Source organism: Winogradskyella sp. UBA3174, from assembly GCF_002364335.1.
GTDB lineage: Bacteria > Bacteroidota > Bacteroidia > Flavobacteriales > Flavobacteriaceae > Winogradskyella.
Genome location: NZ_DEXW01000066.1, coordinates 14359 through 32281 on the forward strand (window position 1 = coordinate 14359; position 17923 = coordinate 32281).

Genomic DNA, 17923 nt, shown 5'->3' on the forward strand with positions numbered 1-17923 from the left:
ATATTTTAATTATTCAACAAAACCATTACATTTGCAATTATAAGAAATTTATCGATTACCCATTTTTTGCTTTTTCTATTTTCAACTATTATTAAACTTTATTAACTCAATTATGAAAAAATTTATCCATCCTCTTTTACTTTTAACAACAATTCTTTTTTTTAGCTCATGCTCAAGTGTAAAAGTACTTAACTCTTGGAAAGGAGAAAATGCATATACGGTTAAAAACAATAATATTTTGGTAATTGCTAGAACAGATAATATGTCTGCACGAATTGCTTTTGAGAATGAAATTGTAAAAGATTTGACTGCTAAAGATATAAAAGCAACTGCAAGTTTTGAAAAGTTCCCGAAATTAGATCCGGATAAAAAACTTACAGAAGCTGAGCAGAAAAAAATTAAAACTATGCTACTAGAGAGTGGTTTTAATGGTGTGATTTTAACTGTCGTAAAAGAGGAAGAAGAGCTTACAAAAAGGGTAACTGATGGTGGCTATTATGCAGGTAGTAACTATTATGGGTTTTACCCAAGATATTATAACGGATTTTATGGTTATTATGGTAATGTAAATTCTTTTTCTACGCTAGGAAACTATGTTGAGCCAACGTCTCAAACCTACACAGCTACAAATTATGTTGTAGAAACTCTGATTTATAATTTAGACGAACCTGAAGACAAACAATTAGTTGCTGTAGTAACTTCAAAATTAGAAGAACCAGATAATGCTGCAACTACAGCTCACCAATATGTTAAAGCCATTTCAAAAAGTTTCGATAAAAAATAACAACCTTAAATATAGCATTAAGTAGTTAGAATGATAGATTTGACAAATCACTTAGAATAATTAAATAGAGCATAAAGTGCTAGTATAAATAAATAATAGGAACTGTTAATAGTGTCGGTTGGCAATATCTATTCATAAAATCCACAAAAGGTGTCTAGCTATGCTCTATATATTTTAAAATCAAAAACTTTTTAAGAAATTCACTAATAATAATTTAATACGCAAGTATCTATTAGAGGACAGTATTTCACTTGTAAGTCAAATAAATACCTTTTTAAAAAGCTATGACAATTAAATTAAATGAAGAAGCAGAATTTTTAAAAATAAGGCTGTCTGAGACATTTCATAATGACGATTTTATAGAGTTTATAGTAGCACTAGGAGAAGAAAAAGCTGAAAAAATTTTAATTGACGGAACAAGATTAGAAAAAACCGACCTTACCTATAAATAACGATTTTATATCGGAGATACTGCAATACTTCATTTAGACATGAGCGCTAAATATGTTGTAATATGGCCAGCCAGAGATATTAATTACTTTGCAATTAGTGTTATGAAACTCCGAGGTTTTAATATTCAAGTTTTTAAAAAAATGGCTTCAGCAAAAAAATGGCTACTTAAATAATAGTATTAGGCTCTCCTCATCCTTGATGTGAGTAAAAAATAGTATAACTCTTTAATAAATAAGTATTTAACAGCTATTGTCGTCTACGATTTATTATATTTTCGTAAATTGTTTATTAAGACAAAAACTCAACAAGTTATTAATACATTATTTAAAACTAATCAACTATGAAAAAAATATTTTTAACATTACTATTATTTAGCATCGGATTTTCCTATGCTCAGAAAGAAAAAAAGCCAAACATCCTTGTGATTTGGGGAGATGATATTGGGCAATCTAATATTAGTGCTTACTCAAAGGGAATGATGGGTTACCAAACCCCAAATATAGATCGTATTGCCAAAGAAGGTCTAATTTTTACAGATTACTATGGTGAACAATCATGTACTGCCGGACGTTCATCTTTTATTATGGGACAAAGTGTTTTTAGAACAGGTTTATCTAAAGTAGGTCTTCCTGGTGCTGATGAAGGAATGAAAATAGAAGACATTACCATTGCTACAGTATTAAAAGATCAAGGTTATGCCACAGGTCAATTTGGGAAAAATCACTTAGGTGATAAGGATGAGATGTTACCTTCTAATCATGGTTTTGATGAGTTTTTTGGGAACTTGTATCATTTAAATGCTGAAGAAGAACCAGAAAATGAAGATTATCCAGGCGATATGATTATGCCTGATGGTCAAACTTTTAGAGAGAAATTTGGTCCTAGAGGTGTAATTAAATCGTCAGCTGGTGGTAAAATAGAAGATACAGGACCATTGACTAAGAAGCGTATGGAAACTGTAGACGATGAAACATCGGCTGCTGCAATTGCATTTATCAAAGAACAAACAGCTTCTGATAAGCCTTGGTTTGTATGGTGGAGTGGCACACGTATGCACTTTAGAACACATGTTAAAGAATCTAAACGTGGTATTTCAGGTCAAGACGAATACTCAGATGGTATGGTAGAACACGATATGCATATTGGTTTATTCTTAGATATTTTAGATGAATTAGGTATAGCAGATAATACAATTGTACACTATTCTACCGATAATGGCCCTCATATGAATACATGGCCAGATGCAGGTACAACTCCTTTTAGAGGAGAAAAAAATACCAACTGGGAAGGTGCTTGGAGAGTACCATCTATGGTACGCTGGCCTGGTGTTGTAAAACCAGGTTCTATAAGTAATGGTGTTGTTCATCACATGGATTGGTTACCTACCTATGCAGCAGCAGCTGGTAAAACAGATATTAAAGAAGACCTATTAGATGGTTACACATCTAAAGCTTTAGGTCGTAGTTATAAACTACATCTAGATGGTTATAATATTATGGAGCATCTAAGAAATCCATCCAAAGTAGAATCGCCACGTAAAGAAATTTTCTATTTTACTGATGATGGCGATTTAAGTTCTCTACGATATGGTGACTGGAAAGTAGTGTTTTTGGAACAAAGACAAGTCGGTACTTTAGCGATTTGGGCTAACCCATTTACAGAATTAAGAGTTCCATTAATATTTAACTTAAGACGTGACCCGTATGAAAATGCACCAATTACGTCAAACACATATTATGACTGGTTGCTTGATAGGGTCTACTTATTAGTACCAGCTCAGGCTTATGTAGGTAAATTTCTTTCGACTTTTAAAGAATATCCACCAAGACAAGAAGCTGCTAGTTTCTCACTAGATAAGGTGATGAAAAAATTACTAGAAAGCTCTGGTTCTAATTAATAGTTTAAAATCTAAAAGGGATTGTGTTTTCAAAACACAATCCCTTATTTTCATAGCATACAATTGCAATAAATAAAAACTAAAAATTTATAAAAACAGTATTTATTAATTAGACTCTCGCTCTATTTATATACTGTGGTTTCGCAGTGACTATAAAAACCCTAAAAAATTAGGGAATAATTTATTAATGCTATATTCTAATTCAATGGCATTTTTTATAACAATAAACCAAACACTATGAATTATAAGATTATATCGAAAACCGTACTCGTTTTACTAATTATTACCACACTTTTTAGTTGTAAACAAGAAACTGAACAACAACAAGACGTTTTAGCAACAGCAACAGATCCATTACCTTCTTGGAATGATAGCGCTAGCAAGGAAGCAATTATGTCTTATGTTACCGATGTAACAAATACAGAAAGTGAAAATTTTATTCCAATTGCTGATCGTATTTCCACCTTTGATAATGATGGAAACCTTTGGGCTGAGCAACCTGCTTATTTTCAGTTGTTTTTTGCCATTGACAGAGTAAAGGCATTAGCTGGAGATCACCCTGAATGGAAGACAGAGCAGCCATTTAAAGCCGTTTTAGATAATGATATGGTAGCTTTATCAAAAGAAGGAATGCGTGGATTGATGGAGTTAATAATGACTACCCATACCGGAATGAGTACAGAAGAATTTGATGCCGTTGTTAAAGATTGGGTTAAAACGGCTAAACATCCAACAAAAAATGTAGGTTATGATAAATTGGTATATCAACCTATGTTAGAGTTATTGCAATATTTAAGAGCTAACGATTTTAAAACCTATATCGTTTCAGGTGGTGGAGTCGATTTTATGCGAGCATTTGTGTCACCAATTTATGGGATCCCTTCTGAACAAATTATAGGTAGTAGAATTACAACTGAATTTGATTACAACGATGGTAATCCTAGAATTTTACGCACAACTGGTTTAGATTTTAACGATGATAAAAAAGGTAAACCACTAAATATTCAAAAAATAATTGGTAAAAAACCTGTATTCTCATCTGGAAACTCTGACGGAGATTTACAAATGATGCAATGGACAGCATCTAACGCTCATAAAAGCTTTATGTTATACCTTCATCATACAGACGCAGAACGCGAATGGGCATATGATAGAGATTCTCACATAGGGAAATTAGATAAAGGTTTAGACCAAGCTAATAAAGATGGTTGGACTGTTATTGATATGGCAAAAGACTGGAAAGTGATCTATCCATTTGAACTAAAGAACTAAGTTTAATACCGAATTAAAAGATAAGAGCTTCATGCTATATTTGTATTAAGAGTCCTTATTTTAAAATTTTTATAAATTCCAAAAACATGCCAAATATCACCAAAAAAAAGTCATTTCTTTCTAGGTTTGAATCTATTTTCACTCTAAAATACTTTGCTTTAATTATTTCGTTATTAATAATGTTTTCAGGATTAATAGCTATTGCGGTAGGGTCTATAAGACTATTTAAAGGCTTTATGGAACTTACAGGACTTCACGAAGGCACTTCTCATCCCGGAGTTCATATCATTGAAGCTGTAGACACTTTATTGTTTTCGTTAGTTATTTTAGTGCTTGGTGGCGGGATATTTAAACTCTTTGTAGGTAATGAAAACACATTTAAAGAAAGTATTGTGTTTTCAAAAATTAAAACCTTTATGGATTTAAAAGTACTGCTTTGGGAGACTTTATTACTAACCTTAACAGTCTGGTGCTCATTAGGTTTTTTTGCACGTCCAAAAGATTTGCATTATGAACAACTTATATTACCTGTAACGATAGTACTATTAGCTTTAGCTTTAAAATTAATTAGAGATATCAAAAGATAATTTTTAAATACATTTAATGATATATTATTGCGTTAAATTTTAGAATTGAATGTATGTGGCAGAGACTTCTTGTTTATATCATAATACTTTTTATTTATAATACTATATCTGCCCAAGATAGTATTGTAGACCAAGATGTAAAAGTGAATCAGCAATTTTGGTTAGATTATAACTTTACCAATATTTTCAATGAAAACCAAAACTTAAGAACGCAAATCGGTTTTCGTAAAATAACACCTGAAATTTATAATCGGTTTTTAGCCCATTCAACTTTAAATATAAAAAACGACAAAAAATTAATAGATTTCATAAACAAGAAGCCTTTACTTAAATCTTATCATTTGGGTGCAGGTCTAATTTACACTCAAAATTATGATGCTAATGATAATTTAGAGTTTCGATTAATGCAAGGAATTAAATTTGAAATCCCCACAATAAAACCGATCACTTTATACAATTATGTGCGGTTAGAAGAGCGGTTTCAGAATGCATTTAATAACTCAGGTTGGACCAGCGCATTCAGGCTGAGATATAAGGTGTCTACAATTTTAAGCTGGAATAAACACTATTTATCATTTGCAAAAGGCCTATATATTCCGTTGCAGGCCGAAGTGTTTGTTAATTTAAAAAAAGCGGACCGATTTAACGATTTACTCAGAATCTCACCAGGAATAGGTTATCGATTAGAAAACGATTTGAGGTTTGAATTATACCTTATATTTAATAGCACCAAAAACATTACCGAAACAAATAATAATTCAAGTGATTTTATTTTAAGGCTCCGAGTGTTCAAAGGAAATTCTAAAAAACAAGAATTAAATATAAATGAAGAGGATGGATTTTAAATTATAAATTTATATATATTAAAAAAAAGGAATCTAAAAAATTATGATACATACACAAAAATATCTACTGTTAATTTTACTGCTTATAAATAGTTGTTTAATACACGCTCAAGGAGAAAAAGAAGAAGCCCGTGAAGAATATACTGAAGCGACTAAAAAGCATTCACTAGGTTTATTCCTTACACATAGTTATATAAATCAAGGACTATCTAATGGTGAGAAAGATTGGTTAATAGTGCCTTCATTTGCAATAAATTATAATTATAATTTTAATCACAAATGGTCACTCGGTTTGCATACCGATTTAATTATTGAAGATTTTATAGTAGAACGCGATGGTTCTAATGATGAGGTTTTAGAACGTGAATTTCCGTTTTCTGCACTTGTTGTAGGCTCTCATAAACTATCAGAAAGTTTTGGATTTGCTTTAGGTTTTGGAGCAGAATGGGAAACAACCGAAAGTTTTGCCGTTGCCCGATTTGGAGCAGAATATGGCATAGAGATTCCTGTTAAAGAAATGGAAGTAATTTTTGCATTTAACTATGATGTTATCTTTAACGCCTATAATAGTTTTAACCTTGGTATAGGTATTGCTAAAAAGTTCTAATTCTTTAATTTATTTATCTGAGTTTCGATTAATTTGCACATAAATAACTAATTAAATTGAATTATAAAACAATTATACATAAACTCATTTTCTTATTACTAATTGGTCTTCCCATTTACGGGTATTCGCAAGATGGAAAGGCTGTTATTGATTCTATTTTAGTTAGAAACCAAGATAGTACTAAAATTAAAAAAATAAATTTTAGTGGGTATCCTTACGCCTTTTATTCTCCGGAGACCCAAGCTGCAATTGGTGCAGGAGGTATCGTTCTTTTTTATACTAAAGATAATGATAGGTTAAGACCTTCTAAAATTGGTTTTGGAGCACATTACACAACTAACAAACAATATAAGTTTTCACTGAATCCAAGTATCTATTTCAACTCAAATAATATCGTTGTTAATATGCCAGTATCTTTTGGTTATACTTTAGATAAATTTTGGGGTGTAGGTAATTCGACTTTAGACACCGGAACTGAAGATTTCTTCAGGGAAGATTTCAACTTTCAGTTAGAGGTTCAAGTACCTCCTTTATTGTTTTTTGCCGATCGAAGCGGTTTTATTTTTGATTATAAAAACACATCTATTGTAGATGTTAAAAATAATCAATTTCTAATTAATGAAGCCTTTAATGGTTTTGAGGGAGGTAACCTTTTTGGCTTAGGAATAAATTTAGTTTGGGATAGGCGAGATAATGTGTTTTATCCAACAGAAGGCCATTACCAATATATAAAATTTATTGTATATCCAGAACCTAGTGATTTTGTCTTTTCTTCATTCGAAATAGATGTAAGATATTATAAGAAGTTATTAAAAAACCAAGTTTTGGCGACCAACCTTTATGTAAAGAGTGTAAGCGGTAATGCGCCTTTTTATGAATTACCAGCTTTAGGAGGTCAGAACCGAATGAGAGGTTATTTTCAAGGACGCTTTAGAGACCGGAATTATGTTGCCTTTCAATCTGAACTACGACAATATTTTACTGAAAAATTAGGTTTCGTAGTCTTTGGAGGTTTTGGAGATGTTAGTGAAGAATTGACAGGTTTAAACTTAAAAGATTTGAAGTATAGTATTGGAGGTGGATTGCGCTACCTTTTTAATAAGAAAGAAAACGTAAATTTAAGAATGGATATTGCCGTTGGTAGAGATGGAAATACTGGTGTGTATTTTGGAATCGAAGAGGCATTTTAATAGGTTATAGAATTGAATTAAAATGAAAATTAAAAAAAAAATCTTAACACAATTAAGGTTTAAAAAATCGCATCTTAAGGGACTGATAATTTATCTATTTGTTAGCTCAATATCATGTAATAAAAATATAAAGAGCGAAAAATTAGATCTTCAGATTGAAGATAAAACATCTTTAGGATGTGCAGTACCAAAAAAAGCAATTCTAAATTCTAAAGATTTGGATGTTAGTCTATTGCGTGCCATTTCGGAAATCAAAGAAGATTTAGATCAGGCAAATGATGCTTCAGGAATGGTGAAAATTCCGAGAGGAGTATTTGAAATGGGTGGTGATACTCCAAATGGTTTTGAAAACATGCCTAAATCTGCATTGGCTCAAGGCGATGAGCTTCCGAAGCATACTGTGCAATTAAGTGGTTTTTGGATGGACACACATGAAGTTACTAATGCTAAATTTGAAGCATTCGTAAAAGCAACAAATTACATTACAGTAGCTGAACGACCCGTAGATTGGGAAGAATTAAGAAAACAACTACCTCCAAGTACACCTAAACCCCCTGAAGAAAACTTATTGCCAGCATCGCTCCTATTTTCATATGCACCTAAAGGTGCTTCTAAAGAGAACTTGGGCAATTGGTGGACACTGCAACCAGAAGTAAGTTGGAGACATCCCGAAGGTCCTGGCAGCTCAATAAAAGGAAAAGAAAACCACCCAGTAATACACGTAAGCTGGTATGACGCTCAGGCTTATGCAAAGTGGTCAGGTAAGCGCTTACCAACCGAAGCAGAATGGGAATACGCAATGCGTGGTGGCTTAAAAAATGCTATGTATCCTTGGGGAAATGATAAAACTAGTCTAGGCCAACACAATGCGAATCATCTGCAAGGTGAATTTCCATATTCAAATACAATAGCTGACGGGTTTGATAGAACTGCTCCAGTAAAATCATTTCCGCCTAATGGCTATGGCCTATATGATATGGCAGGTAATGTTTGGGAATGGACTAATGATTGGTACAGCGCCATCTATTATTTAAAGTTGAAAGAACAAAATAAAATTGCAATAGATCCACTTGGACCTTCAGCTTCACTTGAAATATATGGTACCTTTGAAAAACGAAAAGCAATACGTGGTGGTTCCTTTCTATGTCATGACGATTGGTGTTCTGGCTATCGCAATGCGAGACGAATGAGGAACACGCCAGATACCTCAATGGAACATGTAGGGTTTCGTTGCGTAAGAGATATAAATAAAAAATATTAACAAACGATATCAATATTTACAAAACAAAAAACATGAAAAAAATTAAACAGATTGCAGTACTAGTTATAATCTCACTATTCTTTCAAAATTGCAGCAGTACTAAAGTACAAGATGCTTGGAAAGCAGAACCATCTGTAGTTGAGATTTTTAAGCAAAAAAATGTTTTGGTTATAGCAAGAACTTCTGATAACCCTGCACGTTTAGCCTTCGAACAAGAGATTGTTAAAGCATTGGGTGAACGAGGAATTAAAGCTACTGGAAGTTATAGTAAGGCCCCAAAAATACATCCAAATCGAGAAATGTCCGATGAGCGTCTAAATTTCATAAAAAGCTTAATGAAAAGCGAAGGATTTGATGCTGTTGTTTTAACGGTAATTAAAGACAAACAAGTTACTAAACGAGTAACAACAAACGGTATTTATTTTGGAGCTTCATATGGTAATTACTACCCTAGTTATTATGGTGGATTTTATAATTATTTCAGTTATCCTTATGCTTACGGATCTTATTATGATTCATTTGGAGGTTATATTCCGACTTCAACATCAACGAGTTATAGTACAAAGTATGTTTTAGAAACTGTGGCCTACAATTTAGATGAAATAGAAGAAAATCAATTGGTGGCTGTTGTTACCATAAGTTTAGATAACCCAAAAGACGCTTATAAAACAGCAGGGAAGTATGTTGAACTAATGATGGAAAATCTAGAAACGCCAAAAAAATAAGATAATTTTTCGTGTGACGCATAATTCAAAATAAGAAATGAGAGTCAAAACAGTTTTTTTAAGTTTATCTATCTTGAACATTACGTTTTTAGCTAGTAACTTAAAACTTCATAAAATGATTAATAAATTATTTTTTTTTATATCTAGCTTATTTTTTTGTTTGGGTATAAGCGCTCAAAACGATACCATACGACTCATAAGTGGTGATCAACTAGTAGGTGAAATCAAGATGATTTCAGAAGGCGTTCTAAAGATAGAAACCGCATACAGTGATAAAGATTTTAATATAGAATTCAACAAAGTAAAGAGATTAGTAATACAACGTAAATGTTTAGTTGTTTTGACTGGTAATCGTCGTCGGTTTGGTTATATCAAATCTAAAGATATAGGCAGAATAACTATTACCTTAGATAATAACGTGCAAGAGGAATATGCAATTTCTGAAATCATTATGCTTAAGGAAGTAAGGGAAAATTTCTTTAAACGCTTTAAGGCATCAATTGACTTGAGTTATAATTTCACTAGGGCTAATAGAACCCAGCAACTTTCTGTGTCTGGTAATTTAAATTACAATAGTGAGTTATGGCGATTTGAAGCAGATATTAATAGCCTTAATACGAATCAAGAGGATGTAGATCAAACGCAGAGAACGGATGCCAGTTTGGAGTTTGTAAGACTACTACAAAAACAATTATATTTAATTGGCGAAATACCATATCTTTCAAATACAGAACAAGCACTAGATTCTCGTATTAGCCCTAGTCTTGGAGTAGGAAAATTTATTGTTAGTACGAATAAACTTTATCTTGGTCTATCAACTGGATTTACACTAAATATCGAAAACTATTCAGATACTACATTAGACAAAAAATCAACCGAGGTCTTTATTGCTACAACGTTTAAAATCTATGATGTCAAAGATTTTGATTTTGTAACTGATTTGAAACTTTATCCAAGTATTTCTGAAAATGGTCGTTTTAGAACAGATTATAATCTATCCTTAAAATATGATCTTCCTTTAGATTTTTATATAAAACTAGGATTCACATTAAACTATGATAATAAACCAGCAATCGCTGGTAATGATGTGGATTATATTTTCACAAGCGGATTTGGATGGTCTTTTAATTGATACTATAATAATTATAAGATAATATCTAAAAATATGCAACGGATTTTGGATAAACTTGGGGAGTTTGGCACTGCCGAAAAAAATAACGGACTAACAATCGTTCTGTGCAGTCCTTGCAAACAAATCGGAATTGCTACTGGAACTGGAACCGAACTGATTATGACTAATGAAATTTGTAAAGAAGTCATTTGCAAAAAAATTACACCTGAATTTAAAAATAGAGAATTTTATACCGGAATTAAAAATGGTGTAAATGAATTAATAGAAAAATGGAAATAAGTACTGTTGGCAACACGGTGTATAATTAATTGCTTTGACAAGTGATTATACACATCACTTTACCTGCAAGGCAAGAAGTAGAAAGAGTAGAATATAAATTGGAAATATTAGAACGAGAATTAAAGCATATAATTAGTAAATTGACTGACTAGATAGATTTTGTTTTTGCCGTTCCATTATTGCCCTAAAGGGCAATAAGGAAAGCCTAAGCAAATTGTACACATTTTAAAAATCTCAATGGCCGCCTCACAACGTAAATTTGCAAAAGAGTACAATTTTTACACCTCAAGAAATAATAATACATTTACGGAATTAAAAGTAATTAATAAAACTTGACTTGAAACGAATTAGAAAATACATACAATCTGATATTGACATAAATTCTACAAATAGGAAATTTTATCTTGTTGCATTTTCTGTTTTTACAGCTTTTGTATTTCTCAACTTTTTTGAACCTTTTGGTTTATATTACGAAGGTTCGATTACAAAGGAAGACGTATTTATTGAATTATTTATAGCAATGACTTTAGCTTTTGTTGTATTGCTATTATCGCAATTTGTTGTCAGAGTTTTATTTAATCTAAATAGATTTACTGTTATTTCCTTATTTTTTTGGTTTCTTTTAGAAGCAGTCTTTGTTGCGTCAGTTTGGTTTGTCTTTGAAGTTTTAGATAAGGATTTTACAGGAAATCTTATAACGGTTTGGTTTGACAACCTTTTGGCTTATATGTTAATTATGTTTCCACCTTATTTCTTATATGTCAGTTACATTCACATTAAAGATGTCATCAAGAATTTAGAAAATGAAAATATTACAAATAAATCGGTAGAAAAAACTTTACCGGATATTACCCTTAAAGACGAAAACGAGATTGTGAAATTAGTTTTAAAAACAGAAAATCTACTTTTTATACAATCTGCCGATAATTATGTAGAGGTTAATTTTTTAGAAAATGGAGCACTATCGAAGTCTTTATTAAGAAACTCTATAAAAAAAATGGAATCGACTTTTATTAATACTCCTATTATTCGCTGTCATCGTTCATTTATTGTTAATACCAGAAATATCGAACTTGCAAAAAAGACATCCTCAGGTTTTAATTTAAAACTAAATCAGGTTTCGGAACTAATAATTCCTGTATCGAAAAGCTACATTTCTGAATTTAATAAAGTTACCACAAAACCGTAACTACCTGTATATCAAATAATGGTATGAATGGCTTTTTGCCCCAACTAATGGGGTAAATAACTAAATAGCCCAAAGATTACTTTCTTATCCCTGTATATTAGCCTTAGACCCTTTAAATGTTTTTGCGTTTTTTCGCACCGCACCTTTGCATTGTTTTAAACTTAACAATGTGATCAAATGAAATTATTTAGTATTCAAGAAACCCTTATTAAAAACTTATTAATTATTACGATAAGTTTTATTTCACAGTTTTCTTTTTCGCAAACCAATGTCACTATTTACAATTTGGAAACATTTATAAATACAGTTCGTGAAAACAATCTGCAACTAAAAATCTCTAAAAATAAGAGTCGAGTAGCAGACTTATCAATTAAGGAGGCGATGTCGGCATTATTGCCACAAATAAATGGACAAACTGAAATAAAAAGAAATTTAAACGACCAATTCATCTTTTTTGAGGCTCCAGATTTTGGAAATATTGACCCTATTACAGGTGAAGTTCCTCAAATAGTGCAAAGATTCAAAACAAATTTTAATAACGAATTTCAGGCTAATATTTTGTTAGAACAAAACTTATTTAGCCTTAAAAATATTTACAATTTAAAATCAGCACGACAATTCTCTAACATTGGAAAATTGCAAAACGAAGACCAGATAATTAAGATAATTGCTGAAGCTAAAAAAGCCTTCTTACAAACTGTATTAATTAAAAATGTATATAAAGTTAGTGAGGTCTCGGAGTTATATGCAAAAGAAAACTACTTAGCTTCTAAAAATAAATATGAGAATAAATTAATATCTGAATTAGATTTATTGCAAGCTAAAATACGCTGGGAAGAAGAGTTGCCAAAACTGCTAAAAGCAAAAAGAAATTATTTAATGCTTTTAGGAAATTTAAAACTAATTGCAGGAATAAATCCAACAGATAACATTGTAATAGATTACGATTTAGCAGCATATGAATTGAAAGATGCTATAGTAAATTCAGATGATGCTATTAACAATAGGATTGACTACCAATTATTGGAAGCCAATAATTATTTGCAAGAATTAGATATAAAAAATAAGCAAGCGGAGTATTATCCAACATTGAACTTAAGAGCAGGCTACAGTTATTTTAGTAGTTCAGATGAATGGGCCTTTAAAGATAATCAGAATAAAATTATATATACAGCTGTAACATTTACTGTTCCAATCTTTTCGGGTGGTTTTAGAAAATCTCAATTAAGTAAGGCAAAGATATTATCTAATATTACTTCACTAGAAAAACAAGAAGCCAAATTGAGTATGACAATCGAAATTCAAAATTTAGAATTAAAATTATCAGAAGAATACAAAACTATACAGGTGGCTACATCTACAAGGGAAACAGCAAAGAAAGCTTATGAAATTGCTGTTGAAACAGCAAAAATCGGTTTAATATCTCAAATCGATTTAAGAAAAATAAGTGACGATTATAACAGAGCTGAAATAAATTTATACAACAGCATTTATAATTTTAAGTGCACACAGATTGATTTTAACAACGCAATTGCAAACTACTAAAAAAATAAAAGATGAAAATATTTAGTTTAAAAACCTTTAATTACGCATTACTATTGCTTGCGGTTTTCACAACCTCCTCTTGCAGTGATATAAAAGAAGAACAAATAGCAGAACTAGAATTCCCTGTTGAAATTGAAATTCTAAAAATCAAAGAAAGAGTTCGTCAGATCGAATATTTTGGAATCATAAGTTCTAAAATAATTAACTACAGCTTTCTAACACCCGGAAGAGTAAAGTCAATTTTTGTTAGTAAAAATCAGTTCGTTAAAAAGGGCACTAAATTGATGCAATTAGAAACAAAAGGTTTCAGTTTAGCATTTAATGTAGCTAAGAACCAAGAAACACAAGCCGAAAGTGCCTATTTAGAAGCAGAAAAATACTATCAAAACCTTGATAAAGTATTTAAATTAGGAGGGGTATCGGGAACAGATATAGAAAAAGTAAAACTCGACCGTGATGTAAAATATAAAGATTGGGAACAAAGTAAAATTAACAGCGATGCAAAAAATGAAGATTTTAAACAAGCAACGCTTATTGCTCAAACCAACGGAATTGTTTCTGATATTTTACCAAAAGTTGGAGAACTTATTGACGCAGGAGCAGAAACGATAATTATTCAAGGCAAAGGACTATTTGCAGAAACTGCATTATCGCAAAAAGATTTGGAGATTGTTAAAAAAGGCACAAAAGTAATTGTTGAAATTAAAAATCAAAAAGTAAATGGCGAGGTGAATTATATAGCTACACTTCCCGATTTTCAGACTTTTAGACATACTGTTAAAATTGATTTCTCGAATAATAGTTCCATAAAAGCAAGTATAGGGCTTACAACAAAAATATATTTTGAAACCGACACACTTAAAGGAATTTGGATACCCATAAAATATATTTCAAACAATGGGCAAGACTTTGTTAATGTTTCAGAGAACAATAGATTGAGAAAAAAAGTAGTTCAAATTATTGATTTTTCGGGCGAAGAAGTTCGGGTTTCTGGACTAAAAGAAAACGATAAGTTAATTACTAGAGGTGCGGCAAGTATTAAAGAGGGTTACAAAGTAAAAATTGTTAAATAGAAATCATGAATAAAACAAATCAAAATTTAAAAACATCGTTTCTGTCAGCTCCAATAAAACAGAGCAAGATTACCTTGTTTATAGCAATTGCTATTGCCATTGTTGGCTTCTATTTTTACAATCTTTTGCCAAAACAAGAAAATCCAGATATTGCAGTGCCTGTTGCCATGATTACGACCATTTATCCTGGTGCATCGCTAACAGACATTGAGCAACTTATTACGAATCCAATTGAAAATGCTGTTAATGAGATTTCAGGTTTTGACAAAGTAGAGAGTTATTCGTTTAATAGTGCTTCAATTGTTGTTGTATCATTAACAAACGATGCTGATGTGGAAAAATCGTGGCAAGAACTCAGAAGAGTTATTAATGATATTGATAGTCGTATTCCGAAAGATGCCTATAAACCTTATATCGATACAAAACTGATTGAAACCGCAGGAATGATAATCAGTTTTTCAGGCGAAAACTACAATTATGAACAATTAGCGGCCTATGCCGAAGTTTTTCAGAAGCAACTTTCCAAAGTTGATGGAGTTACTCGTTTTGAACTGATTGGAAAAATTCCACAAGAAATTGAAATTAAGATTGATATTGCTCAACTTCAGAAATATCCAATTTCGATTGAAAATATAGCAGAAATAATAAAAGCTCAGAATGTCTCCTTTCCTGCTGGGGCAATTAAAACCGAAAATGGCCAGATAAACGTAAATATTACTAGCCCATTCGGAATTGTAAAGGATATCGAAAATACAATACTATATACGTCTACAGAAAATGGCAGTTCTTTAAGGCTTAAAGACTTAGCTACTGTAAAAATATTAGAAAGTAAAGATGTAAAATACAAAACCAAACAAAATGGAAAAAATGCGGTTTTACTAGCAGGTTTCTTTAAGTCTGGAAAGAATATTATCCCAATAGGTAAGGATGTGCGACAACGAATTGAAAGTACAAAACAAGATTTCCCTGATGATTTAATTATTGATGAAATATCTTTTGAGCCAGAAAGCATAGATAAATCAATTGCTGATTTTATGATGAATCTTTTGCAAGGTATTGCTTTTGTGATGATTGTGGTTTTTATTGCTTTAGGTTTCAGAAATGCAATTATTGTTTCAGTGGCTATTCCGCTTTCAATACTTATCAGTTTTGTCGCCATGTGGGTTTTCGATTTAAAGGTTCATCAAATATCTACAACGGCTTTAATTATTTCTTTAGGTTTGCTTGTAGATAACGCTATTGTTGTGGTAGAAGCAGTGCAAGAACACCTCAATAAAGGAAAAGATAAATTACAAGCTGCATATCTGGGTGCAAAAGAAACTGCAAAACCAATACTTTCAGCAACATTAACTACTATTGCAGCTTTTTCGCCTTTATTATTTTTACCTGGCGCTGCTGGCGATTTGTTGGGTGCCATACCAAAAATTGTAATTATTTCCTTAATTGCATCCTATTTTGTGGCAATGCTGGTAATACCAGCCTTAACTGTATTATTTGCACGAAAGTCAAAAGAGAAAAAAATAAGAAAAAATTATTTACGAATATTCTTTATTAATTTTTTGGACAAAGCTTTGACCTATAAAAAGACAACACTTACAATTAGTTTTGTAGTATTAATACTCGCTTTTTTATCGGTAGGGTTTCTTAATGATGAATATTTCCCTCCAGCAGATAAGCAAACACTTTATATTGATATTTCTGGAGAAAGTTTCAGTCTTGAAAATACAGAAAATATTGTTGAAAAAATAGAGCATATTTTACAACAACAACCCGAAACAAAATCATATACTTCATCTATTGGTAAACCATTACCACGCTTTTATCAACTGATGGAAGTAAATGTGCAATCGTTGGAATATGCACAAATTAAGGTTGATTTTGATATGGATAAGAGCGAAAACTTCACCAATAAAAAAGAACTGGCAGCATATTTACAAAATCAATTTAACGAAAAAATTATAGGGGCTTCTGTTCAAACCCGCTTATTAAGCTTGTCGGGTTCGGGCGGTGGCGCTGTGTTACTCGATATTTCGAGCGATAATATTAATAGAAATATTGAAGTTGCAAAAATGATCAGAGACACACTTCGAAACCTTGAAGGAGCCTATAAAATTGGGACGAGCATAAGTAATGCGAAATACGAATATGTAGCCGATATTGATTTCAATTTAGCAGCGTCGTTAGGTTTAAGCCAATACGATATTCAAAAGCAGATTAATTTGGCGCTTATGGGTAGCGAACTGACAAAATACAGGAAAAATGGAAACGAATTCCCTGTGAATATCTCGGGTAATATATCTTCTATTTCCGAGCTTGAGAATTTGGGAATTGTCTCGTCACAAACACAACAAAAAATCTTATTAAAACAAATAGCAGATATTAAAATTGAAAAGAAATATCCTGTAATTAGGCATAATAATAAGGAACGAAACATAAGCGTGTTTTGCGATGCAAAAGAGGGCTATAGTGCCATCGAAATTGCTAACAAAATTGAGTTCGAAATATTACCAAAACTAGATACAAAGGGAACGGATATTACCTTCAATGGAGAGCGGGAAGCATCGAAAAAAGATTCTGGAAATATAGGCTTTGCTTCACTTGCTGCAATATTCCTTGTCTATATTATTTTAATGATTGAATTTAATTCATTTGCACAACCTTTTGTAATACTACTCACTTTGCCATTGGCATTTATTGGTTCAATTGCAGGTTTGCTTGTTACTGGACAACCGTTTTCGTTTACCGCAATTTTAGGAATTGCCAGTTTAATAGGTATTGTTGTAAACGATGCCATATTACTCATTACATTCATTAACAGAGCCAAAGAGCAAGGGATGAGTATTATCGAAGCGAGTAGAGATTCATCCAATCAGCGATTTGTTCCAATTATGGTTACAACAGCAACTACCGTAATGGCTCTTATTCCACTTTCGCTATCGGGCAACGAAATGTTTGTTCCCTTAGCAGTAGCACTTATGTTTGGTTTAATTGTAGCAACAATTTTAACATTGGTGGTCATCCCTGTTTTATTTACCGTTCTAGTTAAGAAATAGACGCATTTAGTAAACTAATACAAATCTTTTA

Annotated in this window: 16 protein-coding genes; all 16 read left to right on the forward strand. The window is 31.7% G+C overall.

The features are described from left to right. The first annotated feature begins 112 nt into the window (after positions 1-112). A complete protein-coding gene (locus B2U95_RS13155; RefSeq protein ID WP_296316996.1) occupies positions 113-784 on the forward strand; it encodes a hypothetical protein in 672 nt (223 codons plus the stop codon). 284 nt (positions 785-1068) lie between these two features. Beyond that, a complete protein-coding gene (locus B2U95_RS13160) occupies positions 1069-1236 on the forward strand; it encodes a hypothetical protein (protein WP_296316997.1) in 168 nt (55 codons plus the stop codon). A 341-nt stretch (positions 1237-1577) separates the two neighbouring features. Further along, positions 1578-3134: an arylsulfatase gene (locus B2U95_RS13165; RefSeq protein WP_296316998.1), complete on the forward strand. Its 1557-nt coding sequence runs from the start codon at positions 1578-1580 to the stop codon at positions 3132-3134. 237 nt (positions 3135-3371) lie between these two features. After that, complete coding sequence (locus tag B2U95_RS13170; RefSeq protein ID WP_296316999.1) at positions 3372-4406, forward strand: HAD family hydrolase; 1035 nt, start codon at positions 3372-3374, stop codon at positions 4404-4406. Between the two features lie 86 nt (positions 4407-4492). Beyond that, positions 4493-4993, forward strand: coding sequence for a YqhA family protein (locus tag B2U95_RS13175; RefSeq protein WP_296317000.1), 501 nt, complete (start codon positions 4493-4495; stop codon positions 4991-4993). Between the two features lie 53 nt (positions 4994-5046). Then, positions 5047-5838, forward strand: a complete 792-nt coding sequence (locus tag B2U95_RS13180) for a DUF2490 domain-containing protein (RefSeq protein ID WP_296317001.1) — start codon at positions 5047-5049, stop codon at positions 5836-5838. Between the two features lie 43 nt (positions 5839-5881). Then, positions 5882-6445 carry a hypothetical protein gene (locus B2U95_RS13185; protein WP_296317002.1) on the forward strand — a complete coding sequence of 188 codons (564 nt, stop codon included), beginning with the start codon at positions 5882-5884 and terminating at the stop codon, positions 6443-6445. Positions 6446-6501: 56 nt separating this feature from the next. After that, entirely contained in the window at positions 6502-7635 is a 1134-nt protein-coding gene (locus B2U95_RS13190; RefSeq protein WP_296317003.1) for a BamA/TamA family outer membrane protein, read from the forward strand. A 22-nt stretch (positions 7636-7657) separates the two neighbouring features. Then, positions 7658-8896, forward strand: coding sequence for a formylglycine-generating enzyme family protein (locus B2U95_RS13195; RefSeq protein WP_296317004.1), 1239 nt, complete (start codon positions 7658-7660; stop codon positions 8894-8896). 32 nt (positions 8897-8928) lie between these two features. Continuing rightward, positions 8929-9621 (forward strand): hypothetical protein, encoded by a 693-nt coding sequence (locus tag B2U95_RS13200; protein ID WP_296317005.1) that lies wholly within the window; start codon positions 8929-8931, stop codon positions 9619-9621. Positions 9622-9736: 115 nt separating this feature from the next. Continuing rightward, a complete protein-coding gene (locus B2U95_RS13205; protein ID WP_296317006.1) occupies positions 9737-10753 on the forward strand; it encodes a DUF481 domain-containing protein in 1017 nt (338 codons plus the stop codon). 33 nt (positions 10754-10786) lie between these two features. Beyond that, positions 10787-11032: a TPM domain-containing protein gene (locus B2U95_RS13210; protein WP_296317007.1), complete on the forward strand. Its 246-nt coding sequence runs from the start codon at positions 10787-10789 to the stop codon at positions 11030-11032. A 337-nt stretch (positions 11033-11369) separates the two neighbouring features. Continuing rightward, the gene (locus tag B2U95_RS13215; RefSeq protein ID WP_296317008.1) at positions 11370-12221 is read left to right on the forward strand and encodes a LytR/AlgR family response regulator transcription factor; all 852 of its coding nucleotides are present in this window, start codon (positions 11370-11372) and stop codon (positions 12219-12221) included. A gap of 177 nt (positions 12222-12398) precedes the next feature. Continuing rightward, positions 12399-13766 (forward strand): TolC family protein, encoded by a 1368-nt coding sequence (locus tag B2U95_RS13220; RefSeq protein ID WP_296317009.1) that lies wholly within the window; start codon positions 12399-12401, stop codon positions 13764-13766. An 11-nt stretch (positions 13767-13777) separates the two neighbouring features. Then, positions 13778-14839: an efflux RND transporter periplasmic adaptor subunit gene (locus tag B2U95_RS13225; RefSeq protein ID WP_296317010.1), complete on the forward strand. Its 1062-nt coding sequence runs from the start codon at positions 13778-13780 to the stop codon at positions 14837-14839. A 5-nt stretch (positions 14840-14844) separates the two neighbouring features. Then, on the forward strand, positions 14845-17892 hold the full coding sequence (locus B2U95_RS13230) for an efflux RND transporter permease subunit (RefSeq protein ID WP_296317011.1): 3048 nt from the start codon (positions 14845-14847) through the stop codon (positions 17890-17892). Positions 17893-17923 lie beyond the last annotated feature (31 nt).

Coding starts and splice junctions, on each gene's coding strand:
- B2U95_RS13205 (WP_296317006.1), top strand. CDS start 9,737: ATGATTAATAAATTATTTTTTTTTATATCTAGCTTATTTTTTTGTTTG.
- B2U95_RS13230 (WP_296317011.1), top strand. CDS start 14,845: ATGAATAAAACAAATCAAAATTTAAAAACATCGTTTCTGTCAGCTCCA.
- B2U95_RS13170 (WP_296316999.1), top strand. CDS start 3,372: ATGAATTATAAGATTATATCGAAAACCGTACTCGTTTTACTAATTATT.
- B2U95_RS13210 (WP_296317007.1), top strand. CDS start 10,787: ATGCAACGGATTTTGGATAAACTTGGGGAGTTTGGCACTGCCGAAAAA.
- B2U95_RS13200 (WP_296317005.1), top strand. CDS start 8,929: ATGAAAAAAATTAAACAGATTGCAGTACTAGTTATAATCTCACTATTC.
- B2U95_RS13185 (WP_296317002.1), top strand. CDS start 5,882: ATGATACATACACAAAAATATCTACTGTTAATTTTACTGCTTATAAAT.
- B2U95_RS13160 (WP_296316997.1), top strand. CDS start 1,069: ATGACAATTAAATTAAATGAAGAAGCAGAATTTTTAAAAATAAGGCTG.
- B2U95_RS13220 (WP_296317009.1), top strand. CDS start 12,399: ATGAAATTATTTAGTATTCAAGAAACCCTTATTAAAAACTTATTAATT.
- B2U95_RS13180 (WP_296317001.1), top strand. CDS start 5,047: ATGTGGCAGAGACTTCTTGTTTATATCATAATACTTTTTATTTATAAT.
- B2U95_RS13165 (WP_296316998.1), top strand. CDS start 1,578: ATGAAAAAAATATTTTTAACATTACTATTATTTAGCATCGGATTTTCC.
- B2U95_RS13195 (WP_296317004.1), top strand. CDS start 7,658: ATGAAAATTAAAAAAAAAATCTTAACACAATTAAGGTTTAAAAAATCG.
- B2U95_RS13155 (WP_296316996.1), top strand. CDS start 113: ATGAAAAAATTTATCCATCCTCTTTTACTTTTAACAACAATTCTTTTT.
- B2U95_RS13175 (WP_296317000.1), top strand. CDS start 4,493: ATGCCAAATATCACCAAAAAAAAGTCATTTCTTTCTAGGTTTGAATCT.
- B2U95_RS13225 (WP_296317010.1), top strand. CDS start 13,778: ATGAAAATATTTAGTTTAAAAACCTTTAATTACGCATTACTATTGCTT.